This window comes from Buttiauxella sp. BIGb0552, from assembly GCF_004366275.1.
Classification (GTDB): Bacteria; Pseudomonadota; Gammaproteobacteria; order Enterobacterales; family Enterobacteriaceae; genus Buttiauxella; species Buttiauxella gaviniae.
Genome location: NZ_SODY01000001.1, coordinates 828,457 through 845,144 on the forward strand (window position 1 = coordinate 828,457; position 16,688 = coordinate 845,144).

Genomic DNA, 16,688 nt, shown 5'->3' on the forward strand with positions numbered 1-16,688 from the left:
ATACTTCCGTGTGACTACGTCAGATGCGCCTTCCGGGCTTTTTAGTTACTGCTTACTATTAGAGCAGCATATCAGTGAACATAAGCAATTAGCGACACGCTGGCAAGTTTGATGACGATCACAAAACAATAAAAATGTCATATTAACTTGCCATACTGGAGTGTGAGGGGAAGATTGAAGATGAATATCAATACATTGTGCAAGGTTTAAGTTTTCTTATGCCATTTATCATCATCACCCTTTTGGTAACTGTGTTTCACGGCAGCCCACGCAACTTTATGGGCGGTTTCTTCACGGGTGGCATCATCCCGCCGGTCTTCTTTATCTTTGTACTCATCCCACGCGCTGTTAAACGCCTCTTTGTAGATATCCTGGGCATGAGCGGGAAGGACATTTTGTACGCTTTCCGGGAGGTCATTTCGGCTTTTATAAGGCATCACGTTATCCTGAATCAGTTAAACCTAAAGTTTGAAACACGAGGTCCGATCCTGCCAGCTAAAATCAATAATTGTGTTTATGGAAAATACATCCTTATGTTTTGTATTGATTAATATCAGAAAACATCTATTTTCATTCATCAGAAATACTATTGCTGTCAAAGCGGTAAAACTGAGTAAATTTTCTCAGAAAACGCCCGTTCTTTGCTATTTTAACGGGGACATAATGTCCGACTATAATCAATAAATAGCTTAATGCCTGCACAGATGGAGATGTATTTTGACCAAAACACAACATGAGGCGGTGAAAACCCGTCATAAGGAGAGTTCGCTCATTTTCCCGGTATTAGCGCTGGTCGTACTGGTGATGTGGGGAGGGAGCCAGTCTTTTCCAGCGGTTATTGGGATCAATATTCTGGCCCTGGTGGGCATTTTAAGTAGCGCATTTAGCGTCGTTCGTCACGCAGACGTACTCGCCCACCGTTTGGGTGAACCTTACGGTTCTCTAATTCTTAGTCTGTCCGTTGTTATTCTTGAAGTCAGCTTAATTTCCGCATTAATGGCGACAGGCGACGCAGCGCCAACACTGATGCGTGACACGTTGTACTCGATCATTATGATTGTGACGGGGGGGCTGGTCGGTTTCTCTCTTCTGCTGGGTGGAAACAAATTCGCGACGCAATATATGAATCTGTTTGGCATCAAACAGTACTTAATTGCTTTGTTCCCACTAGCAGTCATCGTGCTGGTTCTTCCAACTGCACTGCCAGAAGGTAACTTCAGTACCGGGCAGGCATTAATGGCTGCGGCCATTTCCGCTGCAATGTATGGCGTGTTCTTACTGATTCAGACTAAAACACACCAAAGCCTGTTTGTTTACGAGCATGAAGACGAGGCTGACGATGACGACCCGCATCATGGTAAACCATCGGCACACAGCAGCACCTGGCATGCCATTTGGCTGATCGTGCATCTGATTGCCGTAATTGCCGTCACCAAGATGAACGCAGTGCCACTAGAGTCATTGCTCTCGACGCTCAATGCGCCAGCGCAATTTACCGGTTTCCTGATAGCGTTGTTAATTCTCTCCCCGGAAGGTTTAGGGGCGCTGAAAGCAGTGCTAAATAATCAGGTTCAGCGCGCAATGAACCTGTTCTTCGGCTCTGTACTGGCAACTATCTCACTGACAGTTCCGACTGTGACGATAATTGCTATGCTGACGGGCAACGATCTGACCTTTGGTTTAGGAATGCCGGAGTTGGTTGTGATGTTGACTTCGCTTGTGTTGTGCCAGATTTCATTCTCGACAGGGCGCACAAATGTCCTCAACGGCACCGCGCACCTTGCGCTGTTTGCCGCTTATCTGATGACGATATTTGCCTGACGGGTCAGCATCATAAAAAAAGCCCTTATCGTGAGATAAGGGCTTTTTGTTTTGGTGGCTAACCGCAACGCCAACCGCGATTCATTCATTCTTACTTGCTGGTATCCAGCGGCTCGAAGTTCTTCACCAGGTCATCAATAGCTTTGATTTGCTGGAGGAACGGCTCAAGTTTCGCCAGTGGCAGTGCTGATGGGCCATCGCAACGCGCTTTATCTGGATCCGGGTGTGCTTCGATAAACAGACCAGCAAGGCCAGTCGCCATACCCGCACGTGCCAATTCAGCAACCTGCGCACGACGGCCGCCAGATGCTGCGCCAAACGGGTCACGGCATTGCAGTGCGTGAGTCACGTCGAAGATAACCGGTGAGCCATTAGAAACTTGTTTCATCACGCTAAAGCCCAACATGTCGACAACCAGGTTGTCATAACCGAAGTTCGCACCACGGTCACACAGGATGATCTGGTCGTTGCCACCTTCGTGGAATTTATCAACGATGTTACCCATTTGGCCAGGGCTTACGAACTGAGGTTTTTTGACGTTGATAACCGCGCCAGTTTTCGCCATCGCTTCAACCAGGTCAGTCTGGCGAGCAAGGAAAGCAGGCAACTGAATCACATCAACCACATCCGCAACAGGTTGTGCCTGGCTTGCTTCATGAACGTCGGTGATTATTTTCACGCCGAAAGTTTGCTTCAGCTCCTGGAAAATCTTCATCCCTTCTTCCAGGCCGGGACCACGGTAAGAGTTGATGGATGAACGGTTGGCTTTATCGAAAGACGCTTTAAATACGTAAGGGATGCCCAGTTTCTGGGTCACAGTGACATAGTGCTCACAAATACGCATCGCCAGGTCACGTGATTCCAGCACGTTCATGCCGCCAAACAGTACAAATGGCAGGTCGTTTGCGACGTTAATATCGCCAATGCTTACGACTTTCTGTTTCATCTTAATCTCGCCTTGTTGGGAAACATTTAAAAATTTGGCATCAGTGCAGAATGATCTGTTTTTGCGAAATAGAGTTAATTTGCGCTTTGATCATCTCGCTTATCGGGTCTTCCGGGCATTGTTCAACAAAGTAGCTGAGGTCGTTGAGTGCCACATGTTCGCAATCGAGCTGAGCATAGATCAAGCCACGGTCACGAATTTCATAAGGATCTTCCGGGTTAAACTGGAGCAAGGCCTCGCTTGTGCGCAGCGCCAACTCCATCTGACGCTCTTCCATCAGCGCGGACTTCATGGTGTCGAGCAATTTACGCACCACTTCCGCGTTGTCTGCTTCATCTAAATCTTCATCAAACAGCTCGGCTGTCGGCCCGACATTACCTTTCAACCACACTTCCAGCGTGTGTTCGTTAAGCGTGTCACCGTTGAATGGGTTGATGAGCCACATTTCACCGTCCATCCAGTCGCCGCGTAAAATCAGCTGAGTGGGGAAAATTACCGGATTCAACGGGATATCAAGACGGTCGGCTATCCACAATAGAATAGCACCCAGAGACACTGCACTGCCCTGACGCTTGGTCAGTACGTTATCGAGCCACAGTGCATCGGATAAACGGTAAACGCCGCTGGAGTCTTTAAAACCCCAGGTGCCATAAAACAGTTCGACTAATTTTTCGAGCTGCACATCCTGGTGGAGACCTTCGCAGATCTCTTCACGCGCAAGGCGGGCCAGGCTTTCCAGTTGTGCTCGCACTTCTTCTGCCGGGAAATCATCACGGATCAGCTGCGAGACTAAAATCATGCCCTCGCATAACGGCGCCTGATTGAATTCGAAATCGGCTAACGACCTCATGACTTACCCCAGTAATGGTATTTTTGTGGTGGCGAGTTTAATGATGATGTAAAGCACCACCAGGGCCAACAGAAAGGCAAACCACCGTATCTGTTGGCTGCGTGGGCGTTTGCCCAACACGATAAACCCTAAAACGATATAGATAATAACGCCAAATAGCTTCTCAGTCAGCCATGCACCTTGTGGCGTGAAGGGATAGAAATGCGTAATCATCACAAGAGCGATGCCGCTGACCAGCAATACGGTGTCATTCACATGCGGCACAATGCGCACCCAGCGCTTGTTTGACATGGTTGATTCACGGTATTGCCACCAGTAGCGCAAAACGAACAGACTCACGGAAATGAAGACCGTCAGAATATGCAAATGCTTGAGCGCGAAGTAAGTAGCCATTTTGCTCAGTTCCTTATTTAGAAATAGCGTCCTACTGTCAGTCGGTCATTACCACCGTAATCCTGACAGCTTTGTATCTCGGTATATCCTGCTTGTGTAAACAATTCGCGGACTTGCGCAGCCTGAAGCCAGCCGTGTTCGAGTAATAACCAACCACCAGACTCAAGGAAATTGCGAGCTGATTCGACAAGAATGCGCAGATCAGCCAAACCGTGATTATCTGCCACCAGAGCGCTACGCGGTTCAAAACGAACATCACCCAGTGAAAGATGCGGGTCTTCCTCGTCGATGTAAGGCGGGTTGCTGACTATCACGGAGAAACGTTGGGTATTGAGAGCACTAAACCAATTGCTTTGCAAGACCTTAACATTGGTTATTCCGAGGCGGCTCGCATTATCACCCGCAAGTTCTACCGCCTCAGGAACCAGATCAAGTGCTGTCACATGACAATCCGGGCGCTCACTGGCAATCGCCAGAGCAATTGCGCCTGTACCCGTGCCTAAATCCAGCACGGAACATGCAGCTGCAGGCATTCTGGCGAGGGCTTGTTCGACAAGGCATTCCGTATCCGGGCGCGGGATAAGCGTCACGGGAGAGACACGCAGCGGCAGCGACCAAAACTCACGCTCGCCCACCAGATGCGCGATGGGCTCCCCTTTCACACGGCGCGCCAGCAAAACATCCAGCTGTTGCTGTTGTTGCACGGTCAATTCGGTCTCACCGAATGCCAGAATGAAGGTTCGCGCTTTCCCGCAGACAAAACCCAGCAGGATTTCCGCGTCACGACGCGGGCTTTCACTATCCTCAAGCTGGGCAATTGCCTGTTTTAACCAGTGTTGAAAATCCATTAGTCCTGCTCAGACAGCGCCGCTAGTTGGTCTGCCTGGAACTCCTGTACGATTGGCTCAATAAGTCCGTCGAGCTTGCCTTCCATCACTTCATCCAGACGATATAACGTCACGTTGATGCGGTGGTCTGTTACGCGGCCCTGCGGGAAGTTATAAGTGCGGTTACGGTCTGAACGATCGCCACTGCCAAGCAGGTTACGGCGCGTTGACGCTTCTTCCTGTTGACGTTTAGCCATTTCGGCAGCACGAATACGTGAGCCCAATACAGACAACGCTTTGGCTTTGTTTTTATGCTGTGAACGTTCGTCCTGACATTCGACCACGATGCCAGTTGGCAAGTGTGTGATACGGATTGCAGAGTCGGTGGTGTTAACGTGCTGGCCGCCCGCCCCCGAAGAGCGGAAAGTGTCGATACGTAAATCACCAGGATTGATATCTGGTAATTCCGCTTCAGGAATCTCTGGCATTACCGCAACGGTACACGCTGAAGTATGAATACGCCCTTGGGATTCAGTCGCAGGAACACGTTGCACGCGATGGCCACCGGACTCAAATTTCAAACGACCATACACACCATCACCGCTGATTTTGGCGATCACTTCTTTGAAGCCGCCGTGCTCACCTTCGTTGGCACTAAGAATTTCGACTTTCCAGCGACGCGACTCCGCGTAACGGCTGTACATACGGAACAAGTCACCAGCAAAAATTGCCGCTTCATCACCACCAGTACCTGCGCGAACTTCAACAAACGCGTTACGCTCGTCATCCGGGTCTTTTGGCAGCAACAACACTTGCAGTTGTTGTTCTAATTCTTCGCTGTCGCTTTTGGCCTGGTTTAACTCTTCTTGCGCCATTTCGCGCATTTCTGGGTCGTCGAGCATGCTTTGTGCGGTTTCAATATCTTCCTGCACCTGGCGCCATTGCAGGAAGCAACGGGAAACGTCGCTTAACTGGGCGTATTCGCGGGACAATGCGCGAAAACGGTCCTGGTCGGCAATGGTGGATGCATCTCCAAGAAGCGCCTGAACTTCTTCATGGCGCTCTTGCAGGGCTTCTAGTTTGGCAACGATAGAAGACTTCATGAGCGGTGTTTCACCTTGTAATAAGAGTTTATTTGCTAATCCAGCCCGAGGCTGTTGCGCAGAATCTGCAGGCGTTCTTCATCCCCGTCACGGGCAGCCTGCGTGAGCGATTTAGTTGGTGCATGGATCAGGCGATTGGTTAACTTCCACGCCAGATCCTGGAGAACGGTTTCGGCATCGGCACCCTGTTGAAGAGCGGCGATAGCCCTGGCAGCCAGGTCATCACGAACCTGTTCAGCCTGACTGCGATATTCGCGGATGGTCTCTGTGGCGCTTTGAGCGCGCAGCCAGGCCATAAATTCACTGCATTCCTGCTCAACGATAGTTTCGGCTTCAACTGCAGCAGCTTTGCGCTGCGCAAGATTGCTTTGAATAATCGCTTGCAGGTCATCAACGCTGTAGAGATAGGCATTCGGCAGTTTGCCGACTTCGGGTTCTACATCGCGAGGAACGGCAATATCCACTAACAAAAGCGGCTGGTTGCGGCGAGCTTTCAGGGCGCGTTCTACCATACCTTTGCCAATAATAGGCAACGGGCTGGCGGTGGAACTGATAATAATATCGGCTTCCTGTAACCGTGAATCGATGTCACTCAGGCTAATAACCTCTGCGCCAACTTCATCTGCCAGTACTTGAGCACGTTCCCGCGTGCGGTTGGCGATGATCATTTTCTGGACATTGTGTTCGCGCAAGTGGCGCGCCGCCAGTTCGATAGTTTCACCGGCACCGACCAGCAGCACCGTCACAGTCGATAAGGATTCAAAGATTTGACGTGCCAGGGTACAGGCCGCGAAGGCTACGGATACAGCACTCGCGCCGATCTCTGTTTCGGTTCGTACGCGCTTGGCAACCGAGAAGGATTTCTGGAACATGCGCTCCAGTTCGTTGGAAAGCGAATGTCCTTTTTGGGAGTCGGCAAAGGCTTTTTTGACCTGCCCTAAGATTTGTGGCTCGCCGAGCACCAGGGAGTCAAGACCGCTGGCAACGCGCATTAAATGCGTTACCGCTTCATTATCGTGATGCCAGTAAAGGCTTTTACGCACTTCCTCTTCTTCAAGGTTGTGGTAGTTACAAAGCCAACGCACCAGTTGTTCGTGGAGGTTTTCCTGTTCTTCAACACTTAGATATAGCTCGGTACGGTTACACGTCGACAGCACCACCCCACCCTGTACCATCGGTTGTTCGAGTAGGCTGTTCAATGCCTGGTCGAGCGTGTCCGGCGAAAACGTAACACGTTCTCGCAACGATACTGGAGCTGTTTTGTGGTTGATACCAAGAGCTAAAAGGGTCATTGAGCGACTGTGAGTAACACCGATGTTGATAAGGATTAACTCGGCGCATCATACAGGATGCGCGCAGTCAATAAAAGGGAGCCACCCCATGGGGAGTATCGTCGCAATTTATGATTTAAGACAACTTGAACGTAGACGACCTCGCTATGCGCCGCTAGCATAAACAGTTAACAACTAAAATTAATGAGAAGGATCCGCTGCCACTATGTTTATGACGAAAGCCCGTCTGCTGCGCCTTGCGCCACTGGCAAGCCTTGTTTTGGCTGCTTGTTCTATTCATCAACCAAGCGGTCCGGCAAAAAGTCCTGACTCTCCGCAATGGTTACAACACAAGCAACAAGTACAAAAAATCACCCAATACCAGACGCGAGGTGCTTTTGCTTATCTTTCCGATAGCCAAAAAGTATATGCACGTTTCAACTGGCAACAGACTACGCCAGAACGCTATCGCTTGCTGCTGACTAACCCATTAGGCAGCACTGAGCTTGAACTGAATGCGCAACCGGGCGTTGTACAACTAACCGATCGCAATGGTAAAAAATACGTTGCTGATAACGCCGAAGAGATGATTGGCAAATTGACCGGGATGCCAATTCCGCTCAACAGCCTGCGCCAATGGATTCTCGGCCTGCCAGGCGAGGCGACCGACTATAAAATCGACTCGCAATATCGCCTGAGTGAAATCAACTACACCCAAGACGGTAAAACCTGGAAAGTGGTTTACAGTGATTATGACGACAAGGTGCAACCTGCCCTGCCATCTAATATGGAACTGCGCGAAGGGGATCAACGCATCAAACTCAAAATGGACAGCTGGACGGTTAAATAATGAGAAAGCGTTGGCCATCACCAGCAAAACTGAATCTTTTTTTGTATATCACGGGTCGTCGTGGGGACGGCTATCATAATTTACAAACTTTATTTCAGTTCCTCGATTATGGCGACACAATCATCATTGAGCCGAGAAACGATGGTCAAATTCGTCTTGCGACACCGATTGAAGGCGTGCCAGATGAAGAAAATTTGATTGTCCGCGCCGCCCGATTATTGCAAGACACAGCATTGTTAATGGGCACATTACCGCAAGGTGCTGGAGCCGATATCAGCGTTGAAAAACAGCTGCCAATGGGTGGTGGATTGGGTGGCGGTTCGTCAAACGCAGCAACAGTTCTGGTGGCGCTTAACCATATCTGGAACACCGGCCTGACTGAAGATCAGCTTGCTGCACTGGGAGTGACTCTCGGTGCTGATGTGCCGGTATTTGTCCGTGGGTTTGCCGCTTTCGCAGAAGGTGTTGGTGAGAAGCTCACGCCGGTTTCACCAGCGGAAAAATGGTACCTTGTTGCACATCCTGGAGTCAGTATTCCCACTCCGGTCATTTTTAAAGATCCAGAGCTACCACGAAAGACCCCGATCAGATCAATTGACACGTTATTAAACTGTGAATTTGGTAATGATTGTGAGGTTATCGCAAGAAAACGTTTTCGTAAGGTTGATGAGCTGCTTTCCTGGCTGTTAGAATACGCGCCGTCGCGCCTGACCGGCACCGGCGCTTGTGTGTTTTCTGAATTTGACACCGAGGACGCTGCCCGCCAGGTGCTTAAGCAAGCCCCGGAATGGCTGCATGGGTTTGTTGCGCGAGGCGTTAATGTCTCCCCGCTGCATCAGGCCATATCCGGGAAAGCTGAGTATTGGTGACAACGTCACCTTGTTTCAGACGTTGCATCAAGCTCTTTATACACCGCCTGGATGGCGCTACCCCGCCCGCATAAGCTGCGGTAGTACCATCCGCCACTGGACGCATGCCTGAGGTTTTTCTCGTGCCTGATATGAAGCTTTTTGCTGGTAACGCCACCCCGGAACTAGCACAACGTATTGCCAACCGCCTGTACACCTCCCTTGGTGACGCCGCCGTCGGTCGTTTTAGCGACGGAGAAGTAAGCGTACAAATCAACGAAAATGTACGCGGTGGTGATATTTTCATCATCCAGTCCACCTGTGCACCAACGAATGACAACCTGATGGAATTGGTTGTTATGGTAGACGCCCTGCGCCGTGCTTCTGCAGGTCGTATCACCGCTGTTATCCCTTACTTTGGTTATGCTCGTCAGGATCGCCGTGTGCGTTCTGCCCGTGTGCCGATCACCGCGAAAGTGGTTGCTGACTTCCTCTCAAGTGTTGGGGTTGACCGTGTTCTTACCGTGGACTTGCACGCAGAACAGATTCAGGGATTCTTCGATGTACCTGTAGATAACGTCTTCGGTAGCCCAATCCTGCTAGAAGATATGCTGCAAATCGGCCTGGAAAACCCAATCGTGGTTTCTCCAGATATCGGTGGCGTTGTGCGTGCTCGTGCTATCGCAAAACTGCTCAACGATACCGACATGGCTATCATCGACAAACGTCGTCCTCGCGCTAACGTTTCTCAGGTTATGCATATCATCGGTGATGTATCTGGCCGTGATTGCGTACTGGTAGACGATATGATCGATACCGGCGGCACTTTGTGCAAAGCAGCTGAAGCTCTGAAAGAACGTGGTGCTAAACGTGTATTTGCTTACGCAACTCACCCGATTTTCTCTGGCAATGCGGTTCACAACCTGCGTAACTCCGTTATCGACGAAGTTATTGTATGTGACACCATCCCACTGTCTGAAGAAATCAAAGCACTGCCAAACGTCCGCACCCTGACTCTGTCCGGTATGCTGGCTGAAGCAATTCGCCGTATCAGCAATGAAGAATCAATCTCTGCGATGTTCGAGCACTAATAGAACTCGCATAAAAAAACCCGCTGCGGCGGGTTTTTTCTTTTTATAGCATGTAAAGCCACAAGGTAACTGGAGCTGTAGCAAGGTCGCTACGGCGCTAAGTAGTATGTAATTAAGTTTAGCCTCCTTCACCTGCCTTAATGACAGATGATGCGCTCACGGATGGAATCAAAGTGAAAAACGTATCTTCTTCTGTATTACCTTTCCGCGCTCTGGTAGACGCTTGTTGGCGCGAGAAATACACAGTTTCCCGTTTTAGTCGCGATATTATTGCCGGTATTACCGTTGGGATTATTGCCATCCCGCTCGCGATGGCTCTGGCTATCGGCAGCGGTGTCGCCCCGCAGTATGGTCTATATACCTCGGCTATCGCCGGGATTGTTATCGCGTTAAGCGGCGGCTCACGCTTTAGCGTCTCCGGGCCGACCGCTGCGTTCGTCGTGATCCTCTACCCGGTAGCTCAACAGTTTGGCCTTGCCGGTTTGCTGATTGCGACACTGATGTCTGGCGTATTTCTAATCTTATTTGGTCTGGCGCGATTTGGACGTCTGATTGAATACATCCCACTTTCTGTGACACTCGGTTTTACCTCCGGGATTGGGATTACCATCGCCACCATGCAGGTAAAAGATTTCTTTGGTCTGACGCTGGAACACGTGCCGGAACACTACCTGAATAAAGTGGCTGCTCTGGCGATGGCGATGCCAACGATTAATCTTGGTGATGCCGCAATTGGTGTGGTAACGCTCGCCGTGCTGATTCTATGGCCACGCCTGGGTATCCGTTTGCCGGGTCATTTACCAGCGCTTTTGGCTGGCTGTGCGGTAATGGCGATTGTCCATGCCGCAGGTTTCGATGTAGCAACTATCGGCTCTCGTTTCCACTATGTGCTGGCAGATGGCACACAAGGTAACGGTATTCCGCAATTACTGCCGCAATTGATGCTGCCATGGAACATTCCTGACTCGAACTTTACCCTGAGCTGGGATTCACTTAGTGCCCTGCTGCCTGCGGCATTTTCTATGGCGATGCTCGGCGCGATTGAATCGCTGTTGTGTGCCGTGGTGTTAGACGGCATGACCGGCACCAAACACAACGCCAACAGTGAACTAATTGGCCAGGGGCTGGGTAATATCATTGCGCCATTTTTCGGTGGAATTACGGCTACTGCGGCCATTGCGCGCTCGGCGGCAAACGTGCGTGCTGGTGCAACATCACCTGTTGCCGCAATTATTCATGCGCTGCTGGTAATTATGGCGTTGTTGGTGCTAGCCCCATTACTTTCATGGCTACCACTTTCCGCCATGGCGGCTCTGCTGCTGATGGTTGCGTGGAATATGAGTGAAGCGCACAAGGTACTGAGCCTTCTTAGGAGGGCACCAAAAGATGACATCGTGGTAATGCTTATCTGTATGTCGTTGACGGTGCTGTTCGATATGGTCATTGCTATCAGTGTTGGGATTGTACTGGCATCGTTGCTGTTCATGCGCCGTGTCGCTCGTATGACGCGGCTCGCCCCTGTCAATGTCCATACACCGGAAGGCGTGTTGGCGCTGCGTATAACAGGCCCGCTGTTTTTTGCCGCAGCCGAGGGATTATTCAATGACCTCGCCCAGCGTGTTGAGCAAAATCAGCTGATCATTCTGCAATGGGATGCCGTGCCGGTGCTTGATGCAGGCGGCCTTGATGCGTTTCAACGCTTTGTAGAAAAATTGCCGGATGGCTGCGAATTGCGGGTGACGAATCTGGAGTTCCAACCTCTAAAAACGCTGGCACGTGCTGGTGTTCAGCCGATTCCAGGTCGTCTTGCTTTCTTCCCGGATATCCATGCAGCTCTGGCTGAATAAGATTTTTGCCAAAAAAAACGGTTCATGACCAGAACCGTTTTCACTTCCAGACTTTTTTAGCTGTGGCGATGATTATCGTCGCGGCGGCAACGTTTATCAAAGTGGCGAACCCACCAATAACGGTCACCAACTTGTTCATGTCCACCTACACGAGCACCTGCCAGCCAAAGAACCGCACCAACAAATATGCTTAAAACAGCACCGTGGGCGAAATATTGTGGGAAGTTGAATTGAGGGAGTTGGTTTAAAATGGAATAACCTACGCCACCCACCATAACGACAAGCCCCAACCCCATGAAAATATTGCCGAGTAATGAAGCGTTTTTGCGTTTCATATGTCACCTCCGGGTGTTCTTGGGTCGGTGGGGAAAATCCCCATTCCTTGTGTGTAAAGTATAGACAACACCGCTTCGGATGATGTGCGTCAGCGATCACAATAACGAATGAAAAAGCTACAAAAGTTTACAAATAACTCGCTGAATAGCATCAAATTCTAATGGTTCATTCAATGAACTATTCAAGAATTCAATAGATGATACATTGGCTCTTTGTCAACGCGTCTTGAGCACAGTAAACTACGCGGCTCTGGTCTGTTTTCAGGAAATTAAACGTGAGTATTAAATTAATAGTTGGCCTGGCAAACCCAGGTGCGGAATATGCGGCTACCCGCCATAACGCTGGAGCCTGGTATGTGGATTTGCTGGCTCAGCGCCATAACCAGTCGCTTAAAGAAGAAAGTAAATTCTTCGGCTACACGGCGCGCATAAACCTTGCCGGAGAAGATGTTCGCCTGTTAGTGCCAACCACGTTTATGAACCTTAGCGGTAAAGCGGTCGGCGCGATGGCGACCTTTTTCCGCATTGCCCCCGATGAAATTCTGGTCGCACATGACGAGCTGGATCTCCCTCCAGGCGTTGCGAAATTTAAGCTCGGTGGTGGTCACGGCGGACACAATGGTCTGAAAGACATCATTAACAAATTGGGTAATAACCCTAACTTTCACCGCTTACGTATCGGAATTGGCCATCCGGGTGATAAAAACAAAGTTGTCGGTTTTGTATTAGGCAAACCGCCACTCAGCGAACAGAAGCTGATTGATGATGCGGTAGACGAAGCGGTACGTTGTACTGAAGTTTGGCTAAAGGAAGGCTTAACTAAAGCCACTAACCGTCTGCATACCTTTAAGGCGCAACCCTAGCCTGAACAACGGCCAACGAGGATTTCTGCGCCCGTTATATGCTGTTTGCGTGTATAATGTGGAAAGTTATGATCATTTTATCAATGAGACATCATCAACTCATTGAATATCAAGTAATTAAGGTAAATTAAACCATGGGATTCAAATGCGGTATCGTCGGCTTGCCGAACGTTGGTAAATCAACCCTGTTCAACGCGCTCACCAAAGCGGGAATCGAAGCAGCAAACTTCCCGTTCTGTACCATTGAGCCGAACACTGGTGTGGTACCAATGCCGGACCCACGTCTGGATAAACTGGCCGAAATTGTTAAACCACAGCGCATCCTGCCTACTACCATGGAATTCGTCGATATCGCCGGTCTGGTAAAAGGCGCTTCCAAAGGTGAAGGCCTGGGCAACCAGTTCCTGACCAACATTCGTGAAACCGAAGCTATCGGCCACGTGGTGCGTTGTTTTGAAAACGACAACATCATTCATGTAAATAACAAAGTCGACCCGGCTGACGATATCGAAGTTATCAATACCGAACTCGCCCTGTCTGACCTCGATACCTGCGAACGCGCGATCCATCGCGTGCAGAAGAAAGCTAAAGGCGGCGATAAAGACGCAAAAGCTGAATTGGCTGCGCTGGAAAAATGTCTGCCACAGCTTGAGAACGCCGGTATGTTGCGTGCGCTTCCTCTGACTGAAGAAGACAAAGCAGCTATCAAATACCTGAGCTTCCTGACGCTGAAACCAACTATGTACATCGCAAACGTCAACGAAGACGGTTACGAGAACAACCCTTACCTCGACAAAGTGCGTGAAATTGCCGCCGCCGAAGGTTCCGTGGTTGTTGCAGTGTGTGCCGCTGTTGAGTCTGACATTGCTGAACTCGACGATGCTGACCGTGATGAATTCATGGCAGAAATGGGCCTGGAAGAACCAGGTCTGAACCGCGTAATCCGCGCGGGTTACGAGCTGCTGAACCTGCAAACTTACTTCACCGCTGGCGTGAAAGAAGTGCGTGCATGGACTATCCCTGTTGGCGCAACCGCTCCACAAGCCGCAGGTAAAATCCACACTGACTTCGAAAAAGGCTTCATCCGTGCTCAGACCATCGCCTACGAAGACTTCATCACCTACAAAGGTGAACAAGGCGCGAAAGAAGCAGGCAAAATGCGGGCAGAAGGCAAAGACTACATCGTTAAAGATGGCGACGTAATGAACTTCCTGTTCAACGTCTAATAGTTTTGTTACCTCATGAGATTTCATTGAATCTCGTGAGGACTGACAAGCACCATAAAACCCACGCAATTGCGTGGGTTTTTTATTTCATCGTGTCTCACATAATATCGAGAAAGCGTATTCCCGGTGAGTACAGCAACGGTATCAATAATGGGGGGTATACCCCCATTTACGACTCCGCAGTCTTATGCTTTTCCAATAATAGTATTAATATTTTTGATATACATTATTAGAACCATTCCCGCAGCCAGAAGATGCCAGAGATATTCTCCATCGCTTGCGCCGGAAAGTGTCTGGCTAAACAACATCACACTGGTAACAAATAGTGACGCCACAGCACTTTTCATCAGCCATGGACGGGCATTAGCATCCGTCAGGAATTCCAGTTTCAGAATAGAAACAATAATAAAGATGAAAGGAAGGCACTGCAGAATAATCAAAACAGGGAAAAGCGCATCAAATAACGGACTTAATGCTACATGGGCAACCTGACTCTTATCCCAGGTTCCAACGATGTACTCCTTCCAGCCAGCCCATGTATCCCCATGGTAAGCCGTCGCTGGCGAGATGAGACCATTGAAAATGCCACAAACCTTATCAATGAACCCATTTTTAAACCAAAAGATACCAAGGAAAATTTGTACCGGGATAATGTGAAAAGAGAGTTTTTTAAACATATAGGTAACATCCTCGTAATACAGATAGAGTACAGTTAAAGTAATGGCTGGATACTTTTATAAAATTAAAATGCATTTTAGCAGGCGTTTATCCTGAGTATTAAGCATACATCCTTAAAAATTTTAAATATATTCTCTGCAATAGGTAATAATAGACATGACTTTATTCATGCAATAGACAAAAACAGCATATTAATAAACCAGACATCGAACCAACCTATCTAAAAATATCTTTCAAAGTGCTTTTTTGTTAACTTAATGTAGCGAAATACCCATATAAAAGATAAAGCCTCGCTCAGTAAATGTAATCTCACATCATTTAATTTTTGCGTAAGTTAATACGAGTATGGAGCACTGATTATATTGGGAGTAATATTAACTCAATTCATCATACAAATGGTTTATCATGAAATTCCGCGCAACCTCTCTCCTGGTCATTGGACTCCTGGCCTCACAGTCTTCATTCGCCTCAACATTTACTCTCCCTTCTGACGGCAGTCGTTTGGTTGGGCAAAATGCTGTTGAGCAAATCCCTTTCCTCAACCAGCAGCCGCTGGAAAATTTTGCAGTTAAGTACCATGTGGGTTTAAGCAATATGCTGGAAGCGAACCCAGGTATAGACCCCTGGTTGCCGCAATCGGGAACTGTTGTCACTTTCCCTCTCCAAGTGATTCTGCCTGATACGGTACATGAAGGAATCATCATTAATACTGCTGAAATGCGGCTTTACTATTACCCGCAAGGCAAGAATGCAGTTGAAATTTTCCCGGTAGGTATAGGTCAGGTTGGCCACGATACACCTGATCATTGGGTGACAAGCATACAACGCAAAAAAGCAGGGCCAACCTGGACTCCTACGCCAAATGAAAGGGCTGAGTTTGCAGCAGAAGGACAAATATTGCCTGCGGTTGTTCCTGCTGGGCCAGAAAATCCAATGGGTTTATATGCGATGTATATCGGTAATCTTTTTGCCATTCATGGCACAAACGCAAACTTTGGGATTGGCCTGAGAGTCAGCCACGGTTGCGTTCGTTTAAGGGCTGATGATTTGAAAAAACTCTTTAATGAAGTCCCTGTCGGCACTCGCGTTGAATTGATTAACGAACCGGTGAAAGCCACTGTTGAGCCAGATGGATCTCGTTATGTAGAGGTTCATAACCCACTTTCTTCAAATGAAGCAGAATTTAACACGGCAAACGTATCACCTCTTCACCTGTCTCAGAAAATTGAATCCGTCTTGCGGGATAAACAGGTGCAACCTGACGTTGTAGAAAAAGCATTGGCAATGCGCGCAGGCTTGCCTGTACAAATTAACATCACAAAATAAATCTCATTACGGCTGATCATAGGCTGGCCGGCAGAATAGGTGGCGTTGATATGGTTGTTTAAACCAACACCCACCTTTTTGTTATATTTTGTTGCACTTCACCTTAAAATAACACACCTGTCTTAATTATGTTTCTTTTGTGCATTGGCATGTTTCAGATAAATTTATTCAGAATTTCCAATGTTATTTTTTTTGTGTTTATTATTCCTAATTAAACCCCTGACATGCAAAATACATAGCCTTTTTGATTAAGGTTTCTGGCTACTGGTTTAGCTCATTTGCATAAGAAAATAATTAGGAATATACATCCATTCAAATTCAGAGAGTCAACTATTTAACAAAGCAAGAGTAAAATGCTATACACCCATCTTTCCGGGTATCCCTTGCTTAGCAACACCACCTTTAATAAGGGG

Annotated in this window: 17 protein-coding genes; 8 read left to right on the top strand and 9 right to left on the bottom strand. The window is 48.6% G+C overall.

The window, feature by feature from the left end; translation table 11 throughout:
* Positions 1-206: 206 nt before the first annotated feature.
* Positions 207-437 carry a putative cation transport regulator ChaB gene (gene chaB, locus EDF88_RS03800; protein WP_064518447.1) on the bottom strand — a complete coding sequence of 77 codons (231 nt, stop codon included), beginning with the start codon at positions 435-437 and terminating at the stop codon, positions 207-209.
* A gap of 280 nt (positions 438-717) precedes the next feature.
* Between chaB and chaA the strand changes: the two genes are divergently transcribed.
* Positions 718-1,821, top strand: a complete 1,104-nt coding sequence (gene chaA / locus EDF88_RS03805; RefSeq protein ID WP_064518444.1) for a sodium-potassium/proton antiporter ChaA — start codon at positions 718-720, stop codon at positions 1,819-1,821.
* A 91-nt stretch (positions 1,822-1,912) separates the two neighbouring features.
* On the opposite strand, the gene kdsA is transcribed toward chaA, so the two are convergent.
* From kdsA to hemA, 6 genes are read right to left on the bottom strand one after another with little or no spacing between them, the layout of a single operon-like run.
* Positions 1,913-2,767: a 3-deoxy-8-phosphooctulonate synthase gene (gene kdsA / locus EDF88_RS03810; RefSeq protein WP_064518442.1), complete on the bottom strand. Its 855-nt coding sequence runs from the start codon at positions 2,765-2,767 to the stop codon at positions 1,913-1,915.
* A gap of 40 nt (positions 2,768-2,807) precedes the next feature.
* Positions 2,808-3,617: an invasion regulator SirB1 gene (gene sirB1 / locus EDF88_RS03815; RefSeq protein WP_064518440.1), complete on the bottom strand. Its 810-nt coding sequence runs from the start codon at positions 3,615-3,617 to the stop codon at positions 2,808-2,810.
* 3 nt (positions 3,618-3,620) lie between these two features.
* Positions 3,621-4,010, bottom strand: a complete 390-nt coding sequence (gene sirB2 / locus EDF88_RS03820; protein WP_064518438.1) for an invasion regulator SirB2 — start codon at positions 4,008-4,010, stop codon at positions 3,621-3,623.
* Positions 4,011-4,027: 17 nt separating this feature from the next.
* Complete coding sequence (gene prmC, locus EDF88_RS03825; protein WP_064518436.1) at positions 4,028-4,858, bottom strand: peptide chain release factor N(5)-glutamine methyltransferase; 831 nt, start codon at positions 4,856-4,858, stop codon at positions 4,028-4,030.
* Positions 4,858-5,940, bottom strand: a complete 1,083-nt coding sequence (gene prfA, locus EDF88_RS03830) for a peptide chain release factor 1 (protein WP_064518434.1) — start codon at positions 5,938-5,940, stop codon at positions 4,858-4,860. The genes prmC and prfA overlap by 1 nt, the downstream gene beginning before the upstream one ends.
* A gap of 35 nt (positions 5,941-5,975) precedes the next feature.
* Positions 5,976-7,232: a glutamyl-tRNA reductase gene (hemA, locus tag EDF88_RS03835; RefSeq protein ID WP_064518432.1), complete on the bottom strand. Its 1,257-nt coding sequence runs from the start codon at positions 7,230-7,232 to the stop codon at positions 5,976-5,978.
* A 205-nt stretch (positions 7,233-7,437) separates the two neighbouring features.
* Here hemA and lolB point away from each other — a divergent pair, with 205 nt between their 5' ends.
* The 4 genes from lolB (at position 7,438) to dauA (ending at position 11,847) form a co-directional block, all read left to right on the top strand.
* A complete protein-coding gene (gene lolB, locus EDF88_RS03840) occupies positions 7,438-8,061 on the top strand; it encodes a lipoprotein insertase outer membrane protein LolB (RefSeq protein WP_134182999.1) in 624 nt (207 codons plus the stop codon).
* Entirely contained in the window at positions 8,061-8,930 is an 870-nt protein-coding gene (gene ispE, locus EDF88_RS03845; RefSeq protein WP_134183001.1) for a 4-(cytidine 5'-diphospho)-2-C-methyl-D-erythritol kinase, read from the top strand. The genes lolB and ispE overlap by 1 nt, the downstream gene beginning before the upstream one ends.
* 122 nt (positions 8,931-9,052) lie before the next feature.
* Positions 9,053-10,000 (top strand): ribose-phosphate diphosphokinase, encoded by a 948-nt coding sequence (gene prs, locus EDF88_RS03850; RefSeq protein ID WP_034494941.1) that lies wholly within the window; start codon positions 9,053-9,055, stop codon positions 9,998-10,000.
* 173 nt (positions 10,001-10,173) lie between these two features.
* Positions 10,174-11,847 carry a C4-dicarboxylic acid transporter DauA gene (gene dauA, locus EDF88_RS03855; RefSeq protein WP_243839572.1) on the top strand — a complete coding sequence of 558 codons (1,674 nt, stop codon included), beginning with the start codon at positions 10,174-10,176 and terminating at the stop codon, positions 11,845-11,847.
* Between the two features lie 56 nt (positions 11,848-11,903).
* On the opposite strand, the gene ychH is transcribed toward dauA, so the two are convergent.
* Positions 11,904-12,182, bottom strand: coding sequence for a stress-induced protein YchH (ychH, locus tag EDF88_RS03860; protein WP_034455878.1), 279 nt, complete (start codon positions 12,180-12,182; stop codon positions 11,904-11,906).
* A gap of 275 nt (positions 12,183-12,457) precedes the next feature.
* On the opposite strand from ychH, the gene pth reads away from it, so the two are divergent.
* Positions 12,458-13,045: an aminoacyl-tRNA hydrolase gene (gene pth / locus EDF88_RS03865; RefSeq protein WP_134183005.1), complete on the top strand. Its 588-nt coding sequence runs from the start codon at positions 12,458-12,460 to the stop codon at positions 13,043-13,045.
* A gap of 134 nt (positions 13,046-13,179) precedes the next feature.
* Positions 13,180-14,271 carry a redox-regulated ATPase YchF gene (ychF, locus tag EDF88_RS03870; protein WP_064518423.1) on the top strand — a complete coding sequence of 364 codons (1,092 nt, stop codon included), beginning with the start codon at positions 13,180-13,182 and terminating at the stop codon, positions 14,269-14,271.
* Positions 14,272-14,456: 185 nt separating this feature from the next.
* Here the strand turns inward: ychF and EDF88_RS03875 are convergent, their stop codons facing one another.
* A complete protein-coding gene (locus EDF88_RS03875; RefSeq protein WP_134183007.1) occupies positions 14,457-14,948 on the bottom strand; it encodes a hypothetical protein in 492 nt (163 codons plus the stop codon).
* A 406-nt stretch (positions 14,949-15,354) separates the two neighbouring features.
* Here EDF88_RS03875 and EDF88_RS03880 point away from each other — a divergent pair, with 406 nt between their 5' ends.
* Positions 15,355-16,275, top strand: a complete 921-nt coding sequence (locus tag EDF88_RS03880; protein WP_064518420.1) for a L,D-transpeptidase family protein — start codon at positions 15,355-15,357, stop codon at positions 16,273-16,275.
* Positions 16,276-16,688: the final 413 nt, after the last annotated feature.

Excerpts from the sequence above, each read along its gene's own strand:
- chaB (WP_064518447.1), bottom strand. The coding sequence starts at position 437 with ATGCCTTATAAAAGCCGAAATGACCTCCCGGAAAGCGTACAAAATGTC.
- kdsA (WP_064518442.1), bottom strand. The coding sequence starts at position 2,767 with ATGAAACAGAAAGTCGTAAGCATTGGCGATATTAACGTCGCAAACGAC.
- sirB1 (WP_064518440.1), bottom strand. The coding sequence starts at position 3,617 with ATGAGGTCGTTAGCCGATTTCGAATTCAATCAGGCGCCGTTATGCGAG.
- sirB2 (WP_064518438.1), bottom strand. The coding sequence starts at position 4,010 with ATGGCTACTTACTTCGCGCTCAAGCATTTGCATATTCTGACGGTCTTC.
- prmC (WP_064518436.1), bottom strand. The coding sequence starts at position 4,858 with ATGGATTTTCAACACTGGTTAAAACAGGCAATTGCCCAGCTTGAGGAT.
- prfA (WP_064518434.1), bottom strand. The coding sequence starts at position 5,940 with ATGAAGTCTTCTATCGTTGCCAAACTAGAAGCCCTGCAAGAGCGCCAT.
- hemA (WP_064518432.1), bottom strand. The coding sequence starts at position 7,232 with ATGACCCTTTTAGCTCTTGGTATCAACCACAAAACAGCTCCAGTATCG.
- lolB (WP_134182999.1), top strand. The coding sequence starts at position 7,438 with ATGTTTATGACGAAAGCCCGTCTGCTGCGCCTTGCGCCACTGGCAAGC.
- ispE (WP_134183001.1), top strand. The coding sequence starts at position 8,061 with ATGAGAAAGCGTTGGCCATCACCAGCAAAACTGAATCTTTTTTTGTAT.
- ychH (WP_034455878.1), bottom strand. The coding sequence starts at position 12,182 with ATGAAACGCAAAAACGCTTCATTACTCGGCAATATTTTCATGGGGTTG.
- ychF (WP_064518423.1), top strand. The coding sequence starts at position 13,180 with ATGGGATTCAAATGCGGTATCGTCGGCTTGCCGAACGTTGGTAAATCA.
- EDF88_RS03875 (WP_134183007.1), bottom strand. The coding sequence starts at position 14,948 with ATGTTTAAAAAACTCTCTTTTCACATTATCCCGGTACAAATTTTCCTT.
- EDF88_RS03880 (WP_064518420.1), top strand. The coding sequence starts at position 15,355 with ATGAAATTCCGCGCAACCTCTCTCCTGGTCATTGGACTCCTGGCCTCA.